This window comes from Polaromonas sp. P1_F4, assembly GCF_056405675.1.
On the sequence record NZ_JBFUBP010000006.1, the window covers coordinates 275,302 to 290,915 of the forward strand.

The 15,614-nt window shown below is 62.6% G+C and carries 16 protein-coding genes and 1 tRNA gene; 8 read left to right on the forward strand and 9 right to left on the reverse strand.

What is annotated here, in order from left to right; all coding sequences use genetic code 11:
• Positions 1–119 precede the first annotated feature (119 nt).
• The gene (locus AC1DYQ_RS14535) at positions 120–401 is read right to left on the reverse strand and encodes a UxaA family hydrolase (RefSeq protein ID WP_007862870.1); all 282 of its coding nucleotides are present in this window, start codon (positions 399–401) and stop codon (positions 120–122) included.
• Between the two features lie 83 nt (positions 402–484).
• On the opposite strand from AC1DYQ_RS14535, the gene AC1DYQ_RS14540 reads away from it, so the two are divergent.
• The 3 genes from AC1DYQ_RS14540 to AC1DYQ_RS14550 are packed head-to-tail and all read left to right on the forward strand — an operon-like array spanning position 485 to position 3,160.
• A complete protein-coding gene (locus tag AC1DYQ_RS14540; RefSeq protein ID WP_477687367.1) occupies positions 485–1,312 on the forward strand; it encodes a GntR family transcriptional regulator in 828 nt (275 codons plus the stop codon).
• 2 nt (positions 1,313–1,314) lie between these two features.
• Complete coding sequence (locus AC1DYQ_RS14545; RefSeq protein ID WP_477687368.1) at positions 1,315–2,139, forward strand: inositol monophosphatase family protein; 825 nt, start codon at positions 1,315–1,317, stop codon at positions 2,137–2,139.
• 7 nt (positions 2,140–2,146) lie between these two features.
• Complete coding sequence (locus AC1DYQ_RS14550; protein WP_477687369.1) at positions 2,147–3,160, forward strand: YeiH family protein; 1,014 nt, start codon at positions 2,147–2,149, stop codon at positions 3,158–3,160.
• A gap of 23 nt (positions 3,161–3,183) precedes the next feature.
• Here AC1DYQ_RS14550 and ftsY read toward each other — a convergent pair whose 3' ends face one another.
• Positions 3,184–4,311 (reverse strand): signal recognition particle-docking protein FtsY, encoded by a 1,128-nt coding sequence (ftsY, locus tag AC1DYQ_RS14555; protein WP_477687370.1) that lies wholly within the window; start codon positions 4,309–4,311, stop codon positions 3,184–3,186.
• Positions 4,312–4,646: 335 nt separating this feature from the next.
• On the opposite strand from ftsY, the gene AC1DYQ_RS14560 reads away from it, so the two are divergent.
• From AC1DYQ_RS14560 to AC1DYQ_RS14580, 5 genes are all read left to right on the forward strand, one after another.
• The gene (locus tag AC1DYQ_RS14560) at positions 4,647–6,125 is read left to right on the forward strand and encodes a M16 family metallopeptidase (RefSeq protein WP_477687371.1); all 1,479 of its coding nucleotides are present in this window, start codon (positions 4,647–4,649) and stop codon (positions 6,123–6,125) included.
• A gap of 37 nt (positions 6,126–6,162) precedes the next feature.
• Positions 6,163–7,563 carry a M16 family metallopeptidase gene (locus tag AC1DYQ_RS14565; RefSeq protein WP_477687372.1) on the forward strand — a complete coding sequence of 467 codons (1,401 nt, stop codon included), beginning with the start codon at positions 6,163–6,165 and terminating at the stop codon, positions 7,561–7,563.
• Positions 7,560–8,216, forward strand: a complete 657-nt coding sequence (gene rsmD, locus AC1DYQ_RS14570) for a 16S rRNA (guanine(966)-N(2))-methyltransferase RsmD (protein WP_457282199.1) — start codon at positions 7,560–7,562, stop codon at positions 8,214–8,216. The genes AC1DYQ_RS14565 and rsmD overlap by 4 nt, the downstream gene beginning before the upstream one ends.
• An 82-nt stretch (positions 8,217–8,298) precedes the next feature.
• The gene (coaD, locus tag AC1DYQ_RS14575; RefSeq protein WP_477687373.1) at positions 8,299–8,808 is read left to right on the forward strand and encodes a pantetheine-phosphate adenylyltransferase; all 510 of its coding nucleotides are present in this window, start codon (positions 8,299–8,301) and stop codon (positions 8,806–8,808) included.
• 1 nt (position 8,809) lies between these two features.
• Complete coding sequence (locus AC1DYQ_RS14580; RefSeq protein WP_477649594.1) at positions 8,810–9,079, forward strand: YfhL family 4Fe-4S dicluster ferredoxin; 270 nt, start codon at positions 8,810–8,812, stop codon at positions 9,077–9,079.
• A gap of 158 nt (positions 9,080–9,237) precedes the next feature.
• Here the strand turns inward: AC1DYQ_RS14580 and pth are convergent, their stop codons facing one another.
• The 7 genes from pth to AC1DYQ_RS14615 form a co-directional block, all read right to left on the reverse strand.
• Complete coding sequence (gene pth / locus AC1DYQ_RS14585; RefSeq protein ID WP_477668284.1) at positions 9,238–9,852, reverse strand: aminoacyl-tRNA hydrolase; 615 nt, start codon at positions 9,850–9,852, stop codon at positions 9,238–9,240.
• Positions 9,853–10,006: 154 nt separating this feature from the next.
• A complete protein-coding gene (locus AC1DYQ_RS14590) occupies positions 10,007–10,702 on the reverse strand; it encodes a 50S ribosomal protein L25/general stress protein Ctc (protein WP_431098044.1) in 696 nt (231 codons plus the stop codon).
• Between the two features lie 110 nt (positions 10,703–10,812).
• Complete coding sequence (locus AC1DYQ_RS14595; RefSeq protein ID WP_477687374.1) at positions 10,813–11,787, reverse strand: ribose-phosphate pyrophosphokinase; 975 nt, start codon at positions 11,785–11,787, stop codon at positions 10,813–10,815.
• Positions 11,788–12,013: 226 nt separating this feature from the next.
• Positions 12,014–12,090, reverse strand: a tRNA-Gln gene (locus tag AC1DYQ_RS14600).
• 87 nt (positions 12,091–12,177) lie between these two features.
• Positions 12,178–13,113, reverse strand: a complete 936-nt coding sequence (gene ispE, locus AC1DYQ_RS14605) for a 4-(cytidine 5'-diphospho)-2-C-methyl-D-erythritol kinase (protein WP_477687375.1) — start codon at positions 13,111–13,113, stop codon at positions 12,178–12,180.
• An 87-nt stretch (positions 13,114–13,200) separates the two neighbouring features.
• A complete protein-coding gene (locus tag AC1DYQ_RS14610) occupies positions 13,201–13,740 on the reverse strand; it encodes an outer membrane lipoprotein LolB (protein ID WP_477687376.1) in 540 nt (179 codons plus the stop codon).
• On the reverse strand, positions 13,737–15,509 hold the full coding sequence (locus AC1DYQ_RS14615; RefSeq protein WP_477687377.1) for a tetratricopeptide repeat protein: 1,773 nt from the start codon (positions 15,507–15,509) through the stop codon (positions 13,737–13,739). Before AC1DYQ_RS14615 ends, AC1DYQ_RS14610 begins: the two co-directional genes overlap by 4 nt.
• Between the last annotated feature and the right edge of the window lie 105 nt (positions 15,510–15,614).

Consider the following 15,614-nt stretch of genomic DNA (forward strand, 5'->3'; position numbering starts at 1 on the left):
ATGGTTTGGATGGCGTAGCGAGCGGGCGGCAGGCAAGGCGCAAACCGCAGACGGGCTCCTGCCCGGCGAGGATTTGCAACGCTGCATCCCGCCCGCGCAGTAGCCAGGCAAGCCATCAACTACCAGCGTTTGGTTTTGATGTTATGGACATGGGCGTGCTGGCCGGCCTTGATGTTGGCAACAACCTTGCCCATGTCGATGCCGTACTTCAGCACGGTGTCGCCGACAGCCATGTCCTTGAGGGCCACCTTGTGGCCGATGGGAATGTCCTGCTGGGCCTGCACATTGATCATGCGGTCTTCGTCCATGATCCAGCCGGTCATGGCGGTTCCTGCCTTCACACCTTCCACCACCACAACGGCCACGGTGTCTTTGGCGTCATGCAATACAAAATGAATCATGGGGTCTCCGAATGGCCTGAGTTGAATCGAGTTGCCAGTTTTATGGGGCGGCAGCAGCTTGTCAATTCACTCATATATATGACTTGTACGACTCGCCCATCGGTGTTTCAATGGCGGCCGTGAATGTCAAAAACACATCGGCTCCATTGCGTCCGTTGATGAGCGAAGAGGCCATGCCGCTCTACCGCCAGGTCAAGCGCGAGCTGCAAAAACTCATCGAGGCCGGGCATTACGGCCCGGGTAAACCCTTGCCCAGCGAGGCGAATATTGCCGCGAGCCTGCAGGTGAGCATTGGCACACTGCGCCATGCCGTTGACGAGCTGGTACACGAGCATGTGCTGGTGCGGCGGCAGGGCAAGGGAACTTTTGTGGCGCCGCACAACAATGCCCGCTTCATGTTCCAGTTTTTTCACGTGGAGCCGCGCTGGAACTTCGGTGACGACGACGCAGCGCGGGACCGCGACTACCCTGAAATTGACTGCATCGCATTTGGGCGCGAGCGGGCTACGGAGCAGGAAGCCGCCGCGTTGCGCATCAAGCCGGGCGAGCCCGTGTTCAGGGCGGAAAACCGCCTCGCCCTGCAGGGCAGGGTGGTCATGCATGACCGGCTGACTATCGCGGCGGCGCTGTTCCGCAACCTCACCGAAAAACGTTTTGTCGAAAGGCCCGGCACGATCTATGCCCTCTACCAGACGGACTTCGGCATCACCGTGCTGCGGGCACAGGAACGTGCACGCGCCGCGGCGGCCGACCGGACCCAGGCGCGCCTGCTGGGGCTGGCGGTGGGCTCTCCGGTGATGGAGGTGCACCGGCTGGCCCTGACATTCGGCGACAAGCCCGTGGAATACCGGGTCTCCACCATCAATACCCAGGCGCATGACTATGTCAGTGTGCTGTCCAAGAAGGCATGAACATGGACCTTGTTGTGGTGCTGGAGAAAGCCCGGCTCGCGGGCATGGCAGCTGCCGACCGCATCCGTAAGGCGCAGGCCGAACTGCAGCCGGCGGATGTCCGTCAGAAAGCGCCGGGTGACTGGGTCACGCGCTTTGACCGCGAAGTGGAAGAGGGCTTGCGCAGCGCGCTGCTGCAAGCCTTGCCGCAGAGTGGTTTTGTCGGCGAAGAAAGCGGCGGCGAATTGACGGAGCAGCCCACCTGGCTGGTAGACCCGATTGATGGCACGGCGAACTTTGCCCGCGGCTACCCCCAATACGCGGTATCGATTGCACTGTGTGTGGACCGGCAGCCGGTGCTGGGCGTGATCGTGGATCCGTCCCGCCACGAAATTTTTACTGCGGTATCGGGTCTGGGTGCATACCTGAATGGGGAGCGCCTGGCCTGCGCTGCTGCGCGCCCTGCGGGGCAATGCCTGGTTTCGACGGTATTTCCCAAACCGGGTGCGCTTTTCATGGATGACTACCTGCGTGAATTTGGTGATGTGCTGAGAACGGTTGGGCAGGTTCGGCGAAGCGGCTCCATGGCGCTGGAACTGGCTTATGTGGCGGCCGGGTGGGCCGATGCTTTCTGGGAACGCGGCATGGGCGCGTGGGACGCTGCGGCCGGGTTGGTGCTGCTGCGCGAGGCCGGTGCCACGGTGCGGGCCATGGATGGCTTGCCCCTGTTGCAAAGCCGGATGCTGGTGGCGGGAAGCCCTACCGGTGCGGCGCTGCTGGAAAAAATCCTGACGCACCACAGCGATGGCCAAAATTCTTCACCCCCTTCTTTCAATATTTCTGTCTGATACCTCCATGATTCTCAAATGGCGCCTGGCGCTGGTTTCCCACTTTCCGGGTGTGCTGGTCTGCATGGTGATTGCACTGGCCGCGACTTTCATCTCCGAGCACTATGGCGGCCCCCAACTGCTCTATGCCTTGCTGATCGGCCTGGCGTTCCACTTTCTCAACAGCCACCCCAAGGCGGCCAAGGGCATCGGCTTTTGCGGCCGTGTGGTGCTGCGCGTGGGGGTCGCGCTGCTGGGCGCCCGCATCACGTTTGCGCAAGTGGCCCAGCTGGGCGCCGGAACCGCCGTGGTCATCGTGCTGGGGGTGGTATTGACGATTTTGCTGGGCGTGCTGCTGGCGCGCTGGCTGAAGTGTTCGCGTGATGAAGGCCTGCTGTCGGGCAGCGCGGTGGCCATCTGCGGTGCGTCGGCGGCACTGGCCGTGTCTTCCGTGCTGCCTCAGACGAAGGAAAACGAACGCTTCACACTGCTGGCCGTGGTGGGCGTCACGGTGCTGTCGACGCTGGCGATGGTGGTCTACCCTTTCAGCCTGCAGGCCATCGGGCTCCTGCCGGGGCAGGCCGGTATTGTGCTGGGCGGCTCGATTCACGACGTGGCGCAGGTGGTAGCGGCCGGCATGATGCTCGGCCCGCAGGCGGGCGACACGGCCACCGTAGTCAAGCTGTTTCGCGTCATGATGCTGATGCCCATCGTGCTGTTCATTGCGGTGCTGTACCGCAACCATCCGGCCGTCAAGGTGCCGGAAACAGAGGTGCCGCTGGTACCGGGCTTCCTGATTGCTTTTGTCGTGCTGGTCATGCTGGCCAGTGCAGGGCTGATCGCAGCACCCGTGGTTCAGCTGGCCAGCGATACATCGCGCTGGATGCTGGTGACGGCCATTGCCGCTGCGGGTGTGAAGACCAGTTTTGAAGACTTGCTCAAGCTGGGCTGGAAGCCCGTGGCGCTGTTGCTGGCCGAGACTTTCTTTATCGTGGCCTTTGTGGTGATCTCGGTACTGCTGCTGAAACTCGGGATACCGTAACCGCAGGCGGCAACTTCGCTGGTTTAACCCAGCAAAGCCTGCGCAAATTCACGTGCGTTGAAGGTTTCCAGGTCTTCCAGCTGCTCACCCACACCGATGAAGTACACCGACACCGGGCGCAGTGTGGGTGAGGCAATGGCACGTTCACGGGCCCACAGCGCAATGGCCGCGAGAACGCCGCCCTTGGCCGTGCCGTCCAGCTTGGTCACGATGAGGCCGGTCAACTGCAGCGTGTCGTCGAAAGCCTTGACCTGGGCCAGTGCGTTTTGCCCGGTGTTGCCGTCAATGACCAACAAGACTTCATGTGGCGCGGTGGCATCCGCCTTCTGCACTACGCGCTTGATCTTGCGCAGCTCTTCCATCAGGTGCAACTGCGTCGGCAGGCGGCCGGCCGTGTCGACCAGCACCACGTCCTTGCCGCGCGCTTTGCCTGCGCTCACGGCGTCAAAGCTCACGGCGGCCGGGTCGCCGCCTTCCTGGCTGACGATCTCGACCGTGTTGCGGTCGGCCCAGACACTGAGCTGCTCACGTGCCGCGGCGCGAAAGGTGTCGGCCGCTGCCAGCAGCACCGAGGCGCCCTCAGTGGCCAGATGCCGCGTGAGCTTGCCGATGGACGTGGTTTTGCCCGCACCATTGACGCCGGTCACCATGATCACGGTGGGCTGGTACTGACCGATCACCAGTGGTTGTTCCAGCGGCTTGAGCAACTGCGCGATCGAGTCCACCAGCGCGTTCTTGACGGCCACCGGGTGCGTCATGCCGCCTTCCTTGACGCGGCGTTTGACATCGGCCAGCAGGTGTTCTGTGGCCTTGCTGCCGGCATCGGCCATCAATAACGCGGTCTCCAGGTCTTCGTAGAGCGCATCGTCGATGCGGCTACCGGTGAACACGGTCGAGATGCTGGAGCCGGTCTTGCGCAGCCCGGCCTGCAGCTTGCCGAGCCAGCGTTCCCGCTCCGGGGCCACGGCACCGGGAACCGGAATGGTGATGGGGGTGACCAGCGCACTGCCGATCAGGCCGCCGCCTGCAGGGGCCGGCGAGGGTACGGGTGTCGCCGGTTCAGGGGCCGGTCCGGCCGGGACGGCTGCATCGGGCGCAGAAGACGCCGGTGCGGCAGGAGGGGGGGATTTTTTCTTGAAAAAACTGAACATTGGGTATGCTTTGGAGTCTAGGGGTCTGTGAATACTATTTTTGCAAATGCGAATGGGGTGAGAAAGCCGCCAATCAAGGCGCGTGACGACGCCCAGACTTTCGTCTGGGCTAGGAGCGCAACGCCGAGTGGCGGTTTTCTCACTCCATTCCCTCCGGGTTGCGATCAAAAAGGCCCTGCGCGGCGTTGCAAAGCCTTGACGGGGCTCACCCCGCCTGCGTTTTGCGCCTTGCTCATGGCCTTTTTGACTCGCAACGCATCTGCAAAAATAGTATTCACAGACCCCAGGGCTGTTGCACCGTTGCGGGGCAACGTACAGCGCCACACAGCTATTCTATGAAACACCCTAGGCAATCCCTTTTGACCTGTCCAGTACCCCTTCCCCGCCCCGTTTTTCGCCTTTTCCATGTCCCGGCAGCCTTGCTGGCACTGTGCCTGGCCGGTGCGGCCCTTGCGCAGGCGCCCGCGACCGCGCCCGCACCGGCGGTGGAGCAGTTCACGCTGGCCAACGGCCTCACGGTCATCGTCAAGCCCGACCACCGCGCGCCCACCGTGGCCCACATGCTGTGGGTGCGCGTGGGCTCCATGGACGAGGTCGACGGCACGTCGGGCGTGGCCCATGTGCTGGAACACATGATGTTCAAGGGAACGGCGAAGGTCAAACCGGGTGAGTTTTCAAAACGCATAGCCGCCCTGGGCGGACGCGACAACGCTTTCACCAGCCGCGACAACACGGCCTATCACCAGCAGATTCCGGCCAGCAAGCTGGAAGACGTCATGCGCCTGGAGGCCGACCGTTTCACGGGCAACCAGTGGGCAGACGACGAGTTCAGGCGCGAGATCGAGGTTGTCAAGGAAGAGCGGCGCCTGCGCACCGAAGATTCGCCACGCGCCATGCTGTATGAGCAGATGACCGCCATGACGTTCATCGCCTCGCCTTACCGGCGCCCGGTGGTTGGCTGGATGAGCGATATCGAGGCCATGACGCCCGACGACGCGCGCGATTTTTACCGCCGCTGGTATGTGCCTGCCAATGCCGCCGTGGTCATTGCCGGTGATGTGGAGGTGGCGCAGGTCAAGAAGCTGGCTGAGAAATACTACGGCGGGATTCCGGTGCGCGCCGTCCCGGTGCGCAAGCCGCGCGTTGAGCCCGTGCAGGCCGGCGTGCGCCGCATGGACTTCAAGGCGCCGGCCAGCCAGGCCTATGTCAGCATGGTTTTCAAGGTTCCCAAGCTCGAGCCGGCAGACCTGGCCGCGCCGGCCGCGGGCGCCAGCCGAGACGCGCTGGCGCTGACGGTGCTGGCCGCCGTGCTGGACGGCTACACCGGCGCCCGGCTGGACCGCGCGCTGGTGCAGCAGTTCCGTGTGGCTGACAGCGCCGGTGCGTCCAATGGCCTGATGGGCCGGGGGCCACAGGTCTTTTCGCTCGACGGCGTGCCCGCAGCCGGCAAAACCGCCCAGCAGGTGGCCGACGCGCTGCGCGAGCAGGTGGCCAAGGTGGCGCGCGAAGGCGTGAGCGAGGCCGAGCTGAATCGCGTCAAGACGCAGTGGGTGGCCAGCGAGACCTACAAGCTCGACTCGGTGTTCAACCAGGCGCGCGAGCTAGGCTCCCAGTGGGTGCAGGGCTTGCCGCTGGATGCCAGCGAACGCATCATTGCCGCCCTGCGCAGCATCACCGGCCCCGAGGTGCAGGCTGTGGCCGCGAAATATTTTGGCGACGACCAGATGACGATGGCAACGCTGTTGCCGCAGCCGCTGGACCCGAACCGCAAGCCGCGCCTGGGCAACGCGCCCGCCGGTGACCTGCAGCGTTGAGCTGTACCCACGCATCCGAAAATTGTTGCCCAACATCATGATTGCTATAAAAACAATAGCTGCTCGCGCACGGTGCGTAAGCGCTGCGGGCCTTTTTGGCTTGTTTTTTCACTCGCTGGCCCTGGCCGCCCTGCCGATCCAGCACTGGACGCAGCCGAACGGCGCCAAGGTGTACCTGGTCGAAAGCCCGGCGATTGCCATGCTGGACGTGCAGATCGACCTGGACGCCGGCAACCGGCGTGACCCTGCCGACAAAGCCGGCCTGGCCAGCATGATGGCGGGCCTGCTGGAAAAAGGGGTGCGTGCCAGCAATGGCTTGGGGCCTGAAGTTATTTGTGGAGGACTGTGTGTTCCCGAACCGGCGCTCGACGAAAACGCACTCAGCGAAGCTTGGGCTGATCTGGGTGCGCAGTTTGGCGCCGGCACCACGTCTGACCGCCTGAGCTTTTCGCTGCGCACCCTGACCGACCCGGCGCTGCTGGACAAAGCCGCGGCGCTGGCCGCACGCGAGATCGCCGAGCCGGCTTTTCCCGAAGCTGTGTGGCAACGCGAACGCGCACGCTTGCAGGCCTCGATCCGCGAGTCCTATACCCGCCCGGCCAGTGTTGCCGGCCGCGCTTACACACCGGCGGTGTACGGCACGCATCCCTATGGTTATGAAGTCACGGAAGAAAGCCTGGCGCGCATCAGCGTGAATGACATGCGCGCAGCGCACGCCACCGGCGTGACGGCTTGCCGCGCGCGCATCAGCATGGTGGGGGCCGTGACGCGCGCGCAGGCTGATGCCATCGCTGCAAAATTGCTCTCGCGCCTGCCGCAAACGGCATGCGCCAGCCTGCCGCCATTGCCGGCCGTGGCCGAGGTCGCGCCGCTGGCCGCACCGGTGGAAAAACGCATCCCTTTTGCCTCGGCGCAGGCGCAGGTACTGATCGGCCAACCGGGTTACAAACGCTCGGACCCGGACTACTTTGCCCTGACGGTGGGCAATTACATCCTGGGCGGCGGCGGTTTTGTCTCGCGCCTGGCCAGTGAAGTGCGTGAAAAGCGCGGCCTGACGTATGGCGTGTCGAGTTATTTCTCCCCCGCCTTGCATGCGGGCGCCTTCACCATCAGCATGCAGACCCGGCCTGACCAGGCGGCGCAGGCCGTGGACCTGGTGCGCAAAGTGGTGGCCGACTTTGTCGCCAACGGCCCGCTGGAGACAGAGCTCAAGGCCGCGAAGGACAACCTGGTCGGCGGCTTTGCCTTGCGCATCGACAGCAACCGCAAGCTCCTTGACAACGTATCGAGCATTGCCTGGAACGACCTGCCCCTGAACTACCTCGATACCTGGACGCAGCAGGTCGACAAGGTCACGGTGGCCGATGTCAAGGCGGCTTTTGCACGCAAGCTGCAGCCTGAAAAAATGGTCACTGTTATCCTTGGCGCTGCACCATGAAGTACACGCCCGCTCCCACCCCAGCTCCCGCCACCCCCAAGAACCCGCGCGCCAAAAGCGGCAAGGTGGTGGGCCGCAAAACCGTGCCGCCGGGTGAGATCCGCATCATCGGCGGCTTGTACAAACGCACCAAATTGCCGGTGCCCAGCAAGCCGGGCCTGCGTCCCACGCCCGATCGCGTGCGTGAAACCCTTTTCAACTGGCTGGGCCAGGACCTGACGGGCTGGCGCTGTATCGACGTGTTTGCCGGCACCGGCGCGCTGGGCTTTGAGGCCGCGTCGCGCGGCGCGGCCGACGTGCTGCTGTGCGAGCAGGACCCGGCGCTGGCGCAACAGCTCAAGACGGTGCAGGCCAGGCTCAAGGCCGACATGTGCCGTATCGAGCGTGGCGACGGACTGAGCGCCTTGAAACGCGTCGCGCCGGGCAGCCTGCAACTGGTGCTGCTCGACCCGCCTTTTGAGTCCACCCTGTACGAATCCACGCTCAAAGCCGCAGCGCAGGCCATCGGCCCGACCGGCGTGGTTTATCTGGAGGCGCCCAAACCCTGGACGGATGAGGAACTGCTGCCGCTGGGTTTGCAGGTACACCGCAGCGGTAAGGCCGGCGCCGTGCATTTCCACCTGCTGGCCGCTCTGGGTACGCCAGCGGGCTGAATCGCCGGCCAGGCCTTGCCTGCCTCGTGGTTACAGGGCGGCAATTGGCGGGTAAAAGGGTGGGGCGGGCATAATTCCTCCTATGGCCACCTCCCGCACCGCTGTTTATTCCGGCACGTTTGACCCGTTCACGCTGGGCCATGACGATGTGGTGCGCCGCGCTGCCGGGCTGTTTGACCAGGTCGTCATCGCAGTAGCGACGGCCCATCACAAGAAAACCCTGTTCACGCTGGACGAACGCGTGGCGCAGGTGCAGGCCGCCACTCAGGGTATCGCCGGCGTCAAGGTGCTGCCGTTTGACGGCCTGATCATGGATTTTTGCGCAGCGCAAAAGGCTTCAGCCGTGGTGCGCGGAATCCGCAACATCACCGACTTTGACTACGAAGCGCAGATGGCGGCCATGAACCGCAAACTGCGCCCCGAGGTGGAAACCGTGTTTCTGTTGCCCGACGCACCGCTGCAATGCATCAGCAGCACGCTGGTGCGCGAGATCAGCAAGCTGGGCGGCGATGTCGGCCAGATGGTGAGCCCGGCGGTGGCGGCTGCCCTGGCGGTGGCGCACCAAGCGGTCAAAGCGGGTAAGGGGAACTGACATGGCCCTGATGATCACCGACGAGTGCATCAACTGCGACGTCTGCGAACCCGAATGCCCCAACCAGGCGATTTACCTGGGCAAGGAGATCTACGAGATCGACCCGCACAAATGCACCGAATGCGTGGGCCATTTCGATGAGCCGCAGTGCGTGCAGGTTTGCCCTGTGGCTTGCATTCCCATCAACCCGCAGCACATTGAAACGCGGGAAACCCTGTGGGAAAAATACCAGCGGCTGCAGACCATCATTCCGGTGGTCACAGCCCGGTGACCTGATCCCATCGGGGGATGTGGGTTTTCGGGTCTGGAAGGGTCCTGGAAGCCGAAATTCAGAGCCAAATTGGCATCAAGCCCAATGGGAACAGGCGCGAGCAGCTATAAAAATAGTAGCGCTCTCCTTCCGTATGGCGCGCCCGAAATCGCGGAATCTTAATCTTCGATATCCACCTTGCGCGGCGGTTTCGGCCGCGGCGGCGTGCTGGTGTGGATCATCATCGTGGCTTTTTCCATCTCGCCCTTGAGCAGCTCCGGCACGGCTTTGATGCAGCGGGCAATGCAGTCCTCGATCGCCACGCGGTGTTCCTGTGAGGGCTTTTTCAGCACCCAGTTGACCACCTCGGCCTTCACGCCCGGGTGGCCCACACCGATGCGCAGGCGCCAGTAGTCGGCCGTGCCCAGCTGCGCATGGATGTCGCGCAGGCCGTTGTGGCCGGCGTGGCTGCCGCTGAACTTGAGCTTGACCTGGCCGGGCACGATGTCCATCTCGTCGTGCGCCACCAGCACTTCCTCGGGGGCGACCTTGAAGAACCGCGCCAGCGCCGCCACCGACTTGCCGGACACATTCATGAAGGTCAGCGGCTTGAGCAGCCAGACGTTCTGGCCATTGAGGGTGATGCGCGCGACCTGGCCGTGGTAACTCTTGTCCAGGCTCAGCGGGGCTTTCAGCTCCTGCGAGAGGGCGTCGATAAACCAGAAACCGGCGTTGTGGCGGGTGGCTTCGTATTCAGGGCCAGGGTTGCCTAACCCGACAAACAATTTGATCATTTGGAGATTTCCATCCGCCCAATTCTAGGGGCGTGTCTGTCGTGCTTCGCATCCCTGGGGTTGAAGGGATAAGGCTGGTCAAGAAAAACGGCCCTTGTCCTGCAGGAGGACAAGGGCCGCGAGCCTTTTCAGGCCTGAGCGTGAAGTGGGTTAATTACTTCTTGGCGGCAGGCTTGGCAGCGTCGGCCTTGGCGCCGGCTTTGGCTTCCTTGGCGGCAGCAGCTTTAGCGGCTTTCGGATCCACCGGTGCGGCTGCTGCAGCGGCTGCTGCGGCATCGGCCTCGGCTTCTTCGGAAACGGCAGACACCGACACCAGAACCGGGTTGTCCTGGCCCTTGGCCACGAACTTCACGCCCTTTGGCAGGGTGATGTCCTTGATGTGCAGCGGCGAGCCCTTCTTCAGGCCCTTCAGGTCGACGGCGATGAATTCGGGGATGTCGGCAGGGAAGCAGGACACGGTCAACTCGGTGATCACGTGGTTGACCAGGCAGTTTTCGGTCTTGACGGCCGGAGACTCTTCTTCACCGCTGTAGTGCACGGGCACTTTCACGGTCATCTTGGTCTTGGCTTCCACGCGCTGGAAGTCGATGTGCAGAATCTGCTGTTTGTACGGGTGCATTTGCAGGTCGCGCAGCAGAACCTTGTGTTCTTTGCCTGCCAGTTCCATCTGGAGGATGGAAGCATGGAACGCTTCTTTTTTGATGGCGTGGAACAACGCGTTGTGATCGATTTCGATCAGCGTGGGTTCACCGGTGCCACCGTAAACAATACCGGGCGTACGGCCGGTGATGCGGAGACGGCGGCTCGCACCCGTGCCCTGCTTTGCGCGCTCAAAAGCGACGAATTTCATAATCAACTCCAATAAAGAACGGACCGCGACCAGTCTCGTTCTGGTTTAAAAAGCTGCTTTGCCGGACGATGAAACATCACGCGGCGGGGGCAGCTACTTTTTGCTTCAGATCAGAACAGGTTGTCCTGGTCCGAAAACAAACTCATGACCGACTCTCCCTTGGCGATGCGCTGGATCGTTTCAGCGATCAACGGCGCCACGGAGAGCTGGCGAATCTTCTTGCAGCTTGCTGCATGGGCGCTCAGCGGAATGGTGTTGGTGATCACCACTTCATCGAGTGCGTCGCCCTGGGCGATGCGGTCAATGGCCGGGCCCGAAAAAATCGGGTGCGTGCAATACGCATAAACTTTCTTGGCGCCGCGCTCTTTCAGCACTTCAGCTGCCTTGACCAGCGTTCCGGCCGTATCGATCATGTCGTCCATGATCACGCAGTTGCGGCCTTCGATGTCGCCGATCACGTGCATCACTTCGGACACGTTCGCCTTGGGGCGGCGCTTGTCGATGATGGCCATGTCGCAGCCCAGCTGCTTGGCCAGCGCCCGGGCGCGCACCACGCCGCCCACATCGGGCGACACGACCATCAGGTCGGTGTAATTCTTCTGCCGCAAATCACCCAGCAGCACCGGCGACGCATAAATGTTGTCGACCGGTATATCAAAAAAACCCTGGATCTGGTCGGCATGCAGATCCATCGTCAAAACACGCGACACGCCCACGGCCTGCAGCATGTTGGCCACCACTTTGGCCGTGATCGGCACCCGCGCCGAACGCGGGCGGCGGTCTTGCCGGGCATAGCCGAAATACGGAATCACCGCGGCGATGCGTTCGGCCGAAGCCCGTTTCAGCGCATCGACCATGATGAGCAGTTCCATCAGGTTGTCGTTGGTCGGTGCGCAGGTCGACTGCACCACAAACACATCACGGGCCCGAACGTTTTGCTGGATCTCGACGGTGACTTCGCCATCCGAAAAGCGGCCGACATGGGCTGCACCCAGTGAAATGCCCAGGTGCTGGGCGATGTCGGAGGCCATGCTCGGATTGGCATTGCCGGTGAAAACCATGAAGTCGGGATGGTGCGTTTGCATGTGGGGCCCAGCTGCTACAAGGACTTGAACGTGGCTGAAATTTCTGATCGAGGCAAAATACGCACGGGGACAACACGCTGCAACGGGGCTTGGCAGTGAGCGCCGCTTGCCTGTTTCCAAAAACACACAGACCCGCTGATACACATCACGCGGGTCTGTCAGGAGTCACACGGGCCCGCTCCGGGCGGGCCCGCAACACCGGGGCTACGGCCCACGGCGAGTAATTTGGCAGGGGTGGAAGGATTCGAACCTGCGAATGCCGGAATCAAAATCCGGTGCCTTAACCAGCTTGGCGACACCCCTACACAGGACAGTTGTTGTTGCCAACAACAGACCTATAAACTTTTTCATTTATGGTCGCTTGAAAGCGCACTTCAAAGAGCGGTTATTTTACCAACCGGCCAGAGGATGCACCTCCAAATTGCTGCATATCCGGACTATCCAGTCATCAGGCAAACCTGAAAGATCCGTCAAATCCGTGCCATGCGGCAGTTGCGCAAATACAGCACTTCCGGAGCCGGTCATGCGCCCTTGAAGATGTTTCGTTTTCAGCCAGTCGATCGACTGGCCAATCTGCGGGCACATCTCCTGCGCTACCGGCTGCAAGTCGTTGCGGCCGAATCCGAAATCAACCGATCTCAAAGGGCCTTCAGCATTTGCAGCAAAGCCTTGGATTGTAGCAGTTTCTGTGTCGCGTTTGAGCCCCGGCGCACCGAAAATTCCCGGTGTGGAGACACCGGCAGGGGGCTTAACCACCACAAAACGGGCTGGCGGCAAGGCCAGCGGCGTGATTTTTTCACCAATGCCTTCCACCCAGGCGTGGCCACCGGACAGGAAAAAGGGGACATCGGCGCCCAGCGACAGGGCGATGGCTTGCAGTGTTGGGGCCGGCAGGCGCACACCCCAAAGCCGCTGCAGCGCCAGCAGGCAGCTGGCTGCGTCGGATGAACCCCCACCCATGCCGGCTTCTGAAGGGACGCTTTTTTGCAGGCCGATGTGAACGCCCAAAGATGTGCCGCAAGCCGCCTGCAGCGCCTTGGCTGCCTGTACACACAAGTCCTCGGCGGGCAGGGCTCGGGATTCGCCGGGGTTGCCCTCGTTGAGTTGGCGAAGGTCTTCCCGGGTGATCTGGCCATCGGCGCGCAGTTCAAAGTGCAGGGTGTCGCACCAGTCGATCAGCATGAACGCGGATTGCAGCAGGTGATAGCCGTCGGGCCTGCGCCCGGTGATGTGCAGGAAAAGGTTCAGCTTGGCGGGCGCCGGCACGTCATACAGGGTTTTGAGCGGCTGCGCGGCGTGTGGGACGGGGGCGGTATGGGTCGTCATGAACTGGTGTCGCCAAGGCAATAACAGGAACCGGGAGCGTGAAAGTACGGGAGGCCTTGCGGCGAAGCCGGGGCATTCACCCCGGAATTATTGGTCAAGGACCACACGCAGGTCGGCTGGGGGCGCTGGCTGCACCCGCCTGGCCGTGATGCGGCCTTCGGCGTAACGGGAAAGGTCTGCCGACCAGCCGCTGACGCTGGCATTGTCGCCCTGCAGCCAGGCAAAGAGCGCGGTCACCGGGACGGCCGCACCTGTCGCCTGGGCCATCAGCTCATCCACCGAAGAAAATCGCTGGATCTTGCCATTGCCTGAGTCGAGTACGGCTTCACCGGGCGACCAGCGGAGCACACCCAGCACGCTGCCCAAAGGACTGATCAGCGAGAGTTCGCCGCGCTCGGGTTGGCCCTTGAGCTCGAAGCTCGCCGAAAAAGACTGCACAGGTTCGCTTTGGACCTGCAGGCTGATACGGCCTGTCCGAAGCTCATTTTTTGAGTCATTTGTGCCCGCAAGCCTTTGTGGTTGAGCGCAACCAGCTATCAAAAAAGGAGCAATAGCGCAGGCGCACACCAGACCCAGACGGGCCAGGTGGATACGCAGTACAGGCGGCAGGACGCGAATTCCCGTCACAGCTTCACGCGCAGGCGCTTGAGCGTCTCTAGCAGGGTCTCGTTTTCCGGACTCAGCAGCCGGCCTTCTTTCCAGATGGCCACGGCGCGGTCACGCTGGCCTGTGGTCCAGAGCACTTCGCCGAAGTGGGCCGCGATTTCGGCGTCGGGTTTGGCTTTGTAAGCAGCTTCAAAGATCTTGATGGCCTCCGAAGTGTTACCCATGCGGAATTCGACCCAGCCCAGGCTGTCCTTGATGAATGGATCGGAGGGCGCATATTCAAGCGCTTTGCGAATCAGATCACGCGCTTCCGGCAGGCGCACGCTGCGATCCGCAAATGAATAGCCCAGGGCGTTGTAGGCGTGGTGGTAGTCGGGCTTGAGCTGGATCACGCGCCGCAGCAGGCGTTCCATTTCATCCATCGAACCCAGCTTTTCAGCCATCATGGCCTGGTCGTACAGCAGTTCGGTTTCGTCGGGGTTCCTGGCCAGGGCTTGCGCCAGCACATCATGGGCCAGCTGGTACTGCTTGAACTCACGGAGCAGGCCTACTTCTGCGTTCAATTTCAGTCTTGCGTCCGCAGCGTTGCGTTCGGGGAGCTTGCGGATCAGCTGGCGTCCTTCCTCCAGTTTTCCCTGGCTGGCAAGGATGGAGGCGCGCCGGGTTTGGGCCTGGGTCAGGTCAGCGGAATTTTCAATCCTGGCCAGCCAGCTTTCTGCCGCCGCATAGTCCTTGCGTTTTTCGGCCAATTGGGACAGCGAGAGGTAGGCCTGGGCCAGGCCGCGGTTGCGCTCGCCTTCGGCTGTTTGCTGCTGGGCGAGGGTGACGTAGCGCTCCAGCGAGGTTTGTGCCTGTGCCAGCTGGTTGTCCTGCAATTGCAGGGAGCCCAGCACCAGCCAGCCTTCGGGAAGCTCGGGTTTTTCGCGGGTCACCACTTGCAGCTGGGCGGCGGCTTCGGCGTAGCGCTGGGCATCCAGCAGCGCGCGCGCATAGGCCATCCGCACTTCGGGCAGGGCTTTGGCGTTGCCTTCAAAGTATTTGCGGACCAGATTTTCTGCTTCAGGCTGTTTCGGGTCCATCAGTTCCAGCCCGACCAGAGCCGGGCCTTCGGAGAGCGGGCCTGCAGCCTGTGCGCGCCTGGCTGCCGCAAGCGCGCCGTTGCTGTCGCCGGCGGCCAGCCGCATGCGCCCCACCGTGGTCCAGGCTGCACTGGCGGTGGCGGGACTGTTCAGGTAGGTGGCCAACGCTTCTTCGGTCACCGTGCTGGCCAGCTTTTTGTCGGGCACACGCGCGTAAATCCGGGGTACCGCAGTCAATGCCGCAGCGCGTTCCATTTCCGGAGCAAGCCGGATTTCGGTTTGCAGCGGTTCGGTCGTGTCGGCAATCCGGTTCAATGCCACCAGAATCTGCAGGACATAACGGTTTGCCTCGCGCGAGGCGGGCTGCTCTGCCTTCCAGGCCTGGGCTGCCTGCAGTGCGGCATCGCCAGAGCGCGACTGCAGTGCGATGTCCGTGGCGCGCTGGTAGAGCTGCGCATCGCCGGTTTTGCGGGCGGCGTCCAGCATGAGCGCAAATCCTGCGGCGGGCTCGCCCTCCTGCAGGGTCATTTCACCCACCAGCAGCTGGTAAAAAAGGGCGCTATCCAGCTGCGATGATGGAGTCGCTTCCTGTGCGGCTTTGGCCTCGACAAGCGTTGAGGGCGCAGCCAGGAGCGGTTCTTCGGTCTGCGCCAGGACCAGGGGAACAGCCAGCCACAGGCCGCTGATGGCAAGGCCAATTTTTTTCTTCATCGAACCATGATAATTGAAGCTTCCCGGCTGCGCTGCCGCTTTACGCCGCGGCCCTGAATCTTCGGCTGGCCCACCGCTGTCTTCTTGCGCCATGCAGCCGCACCC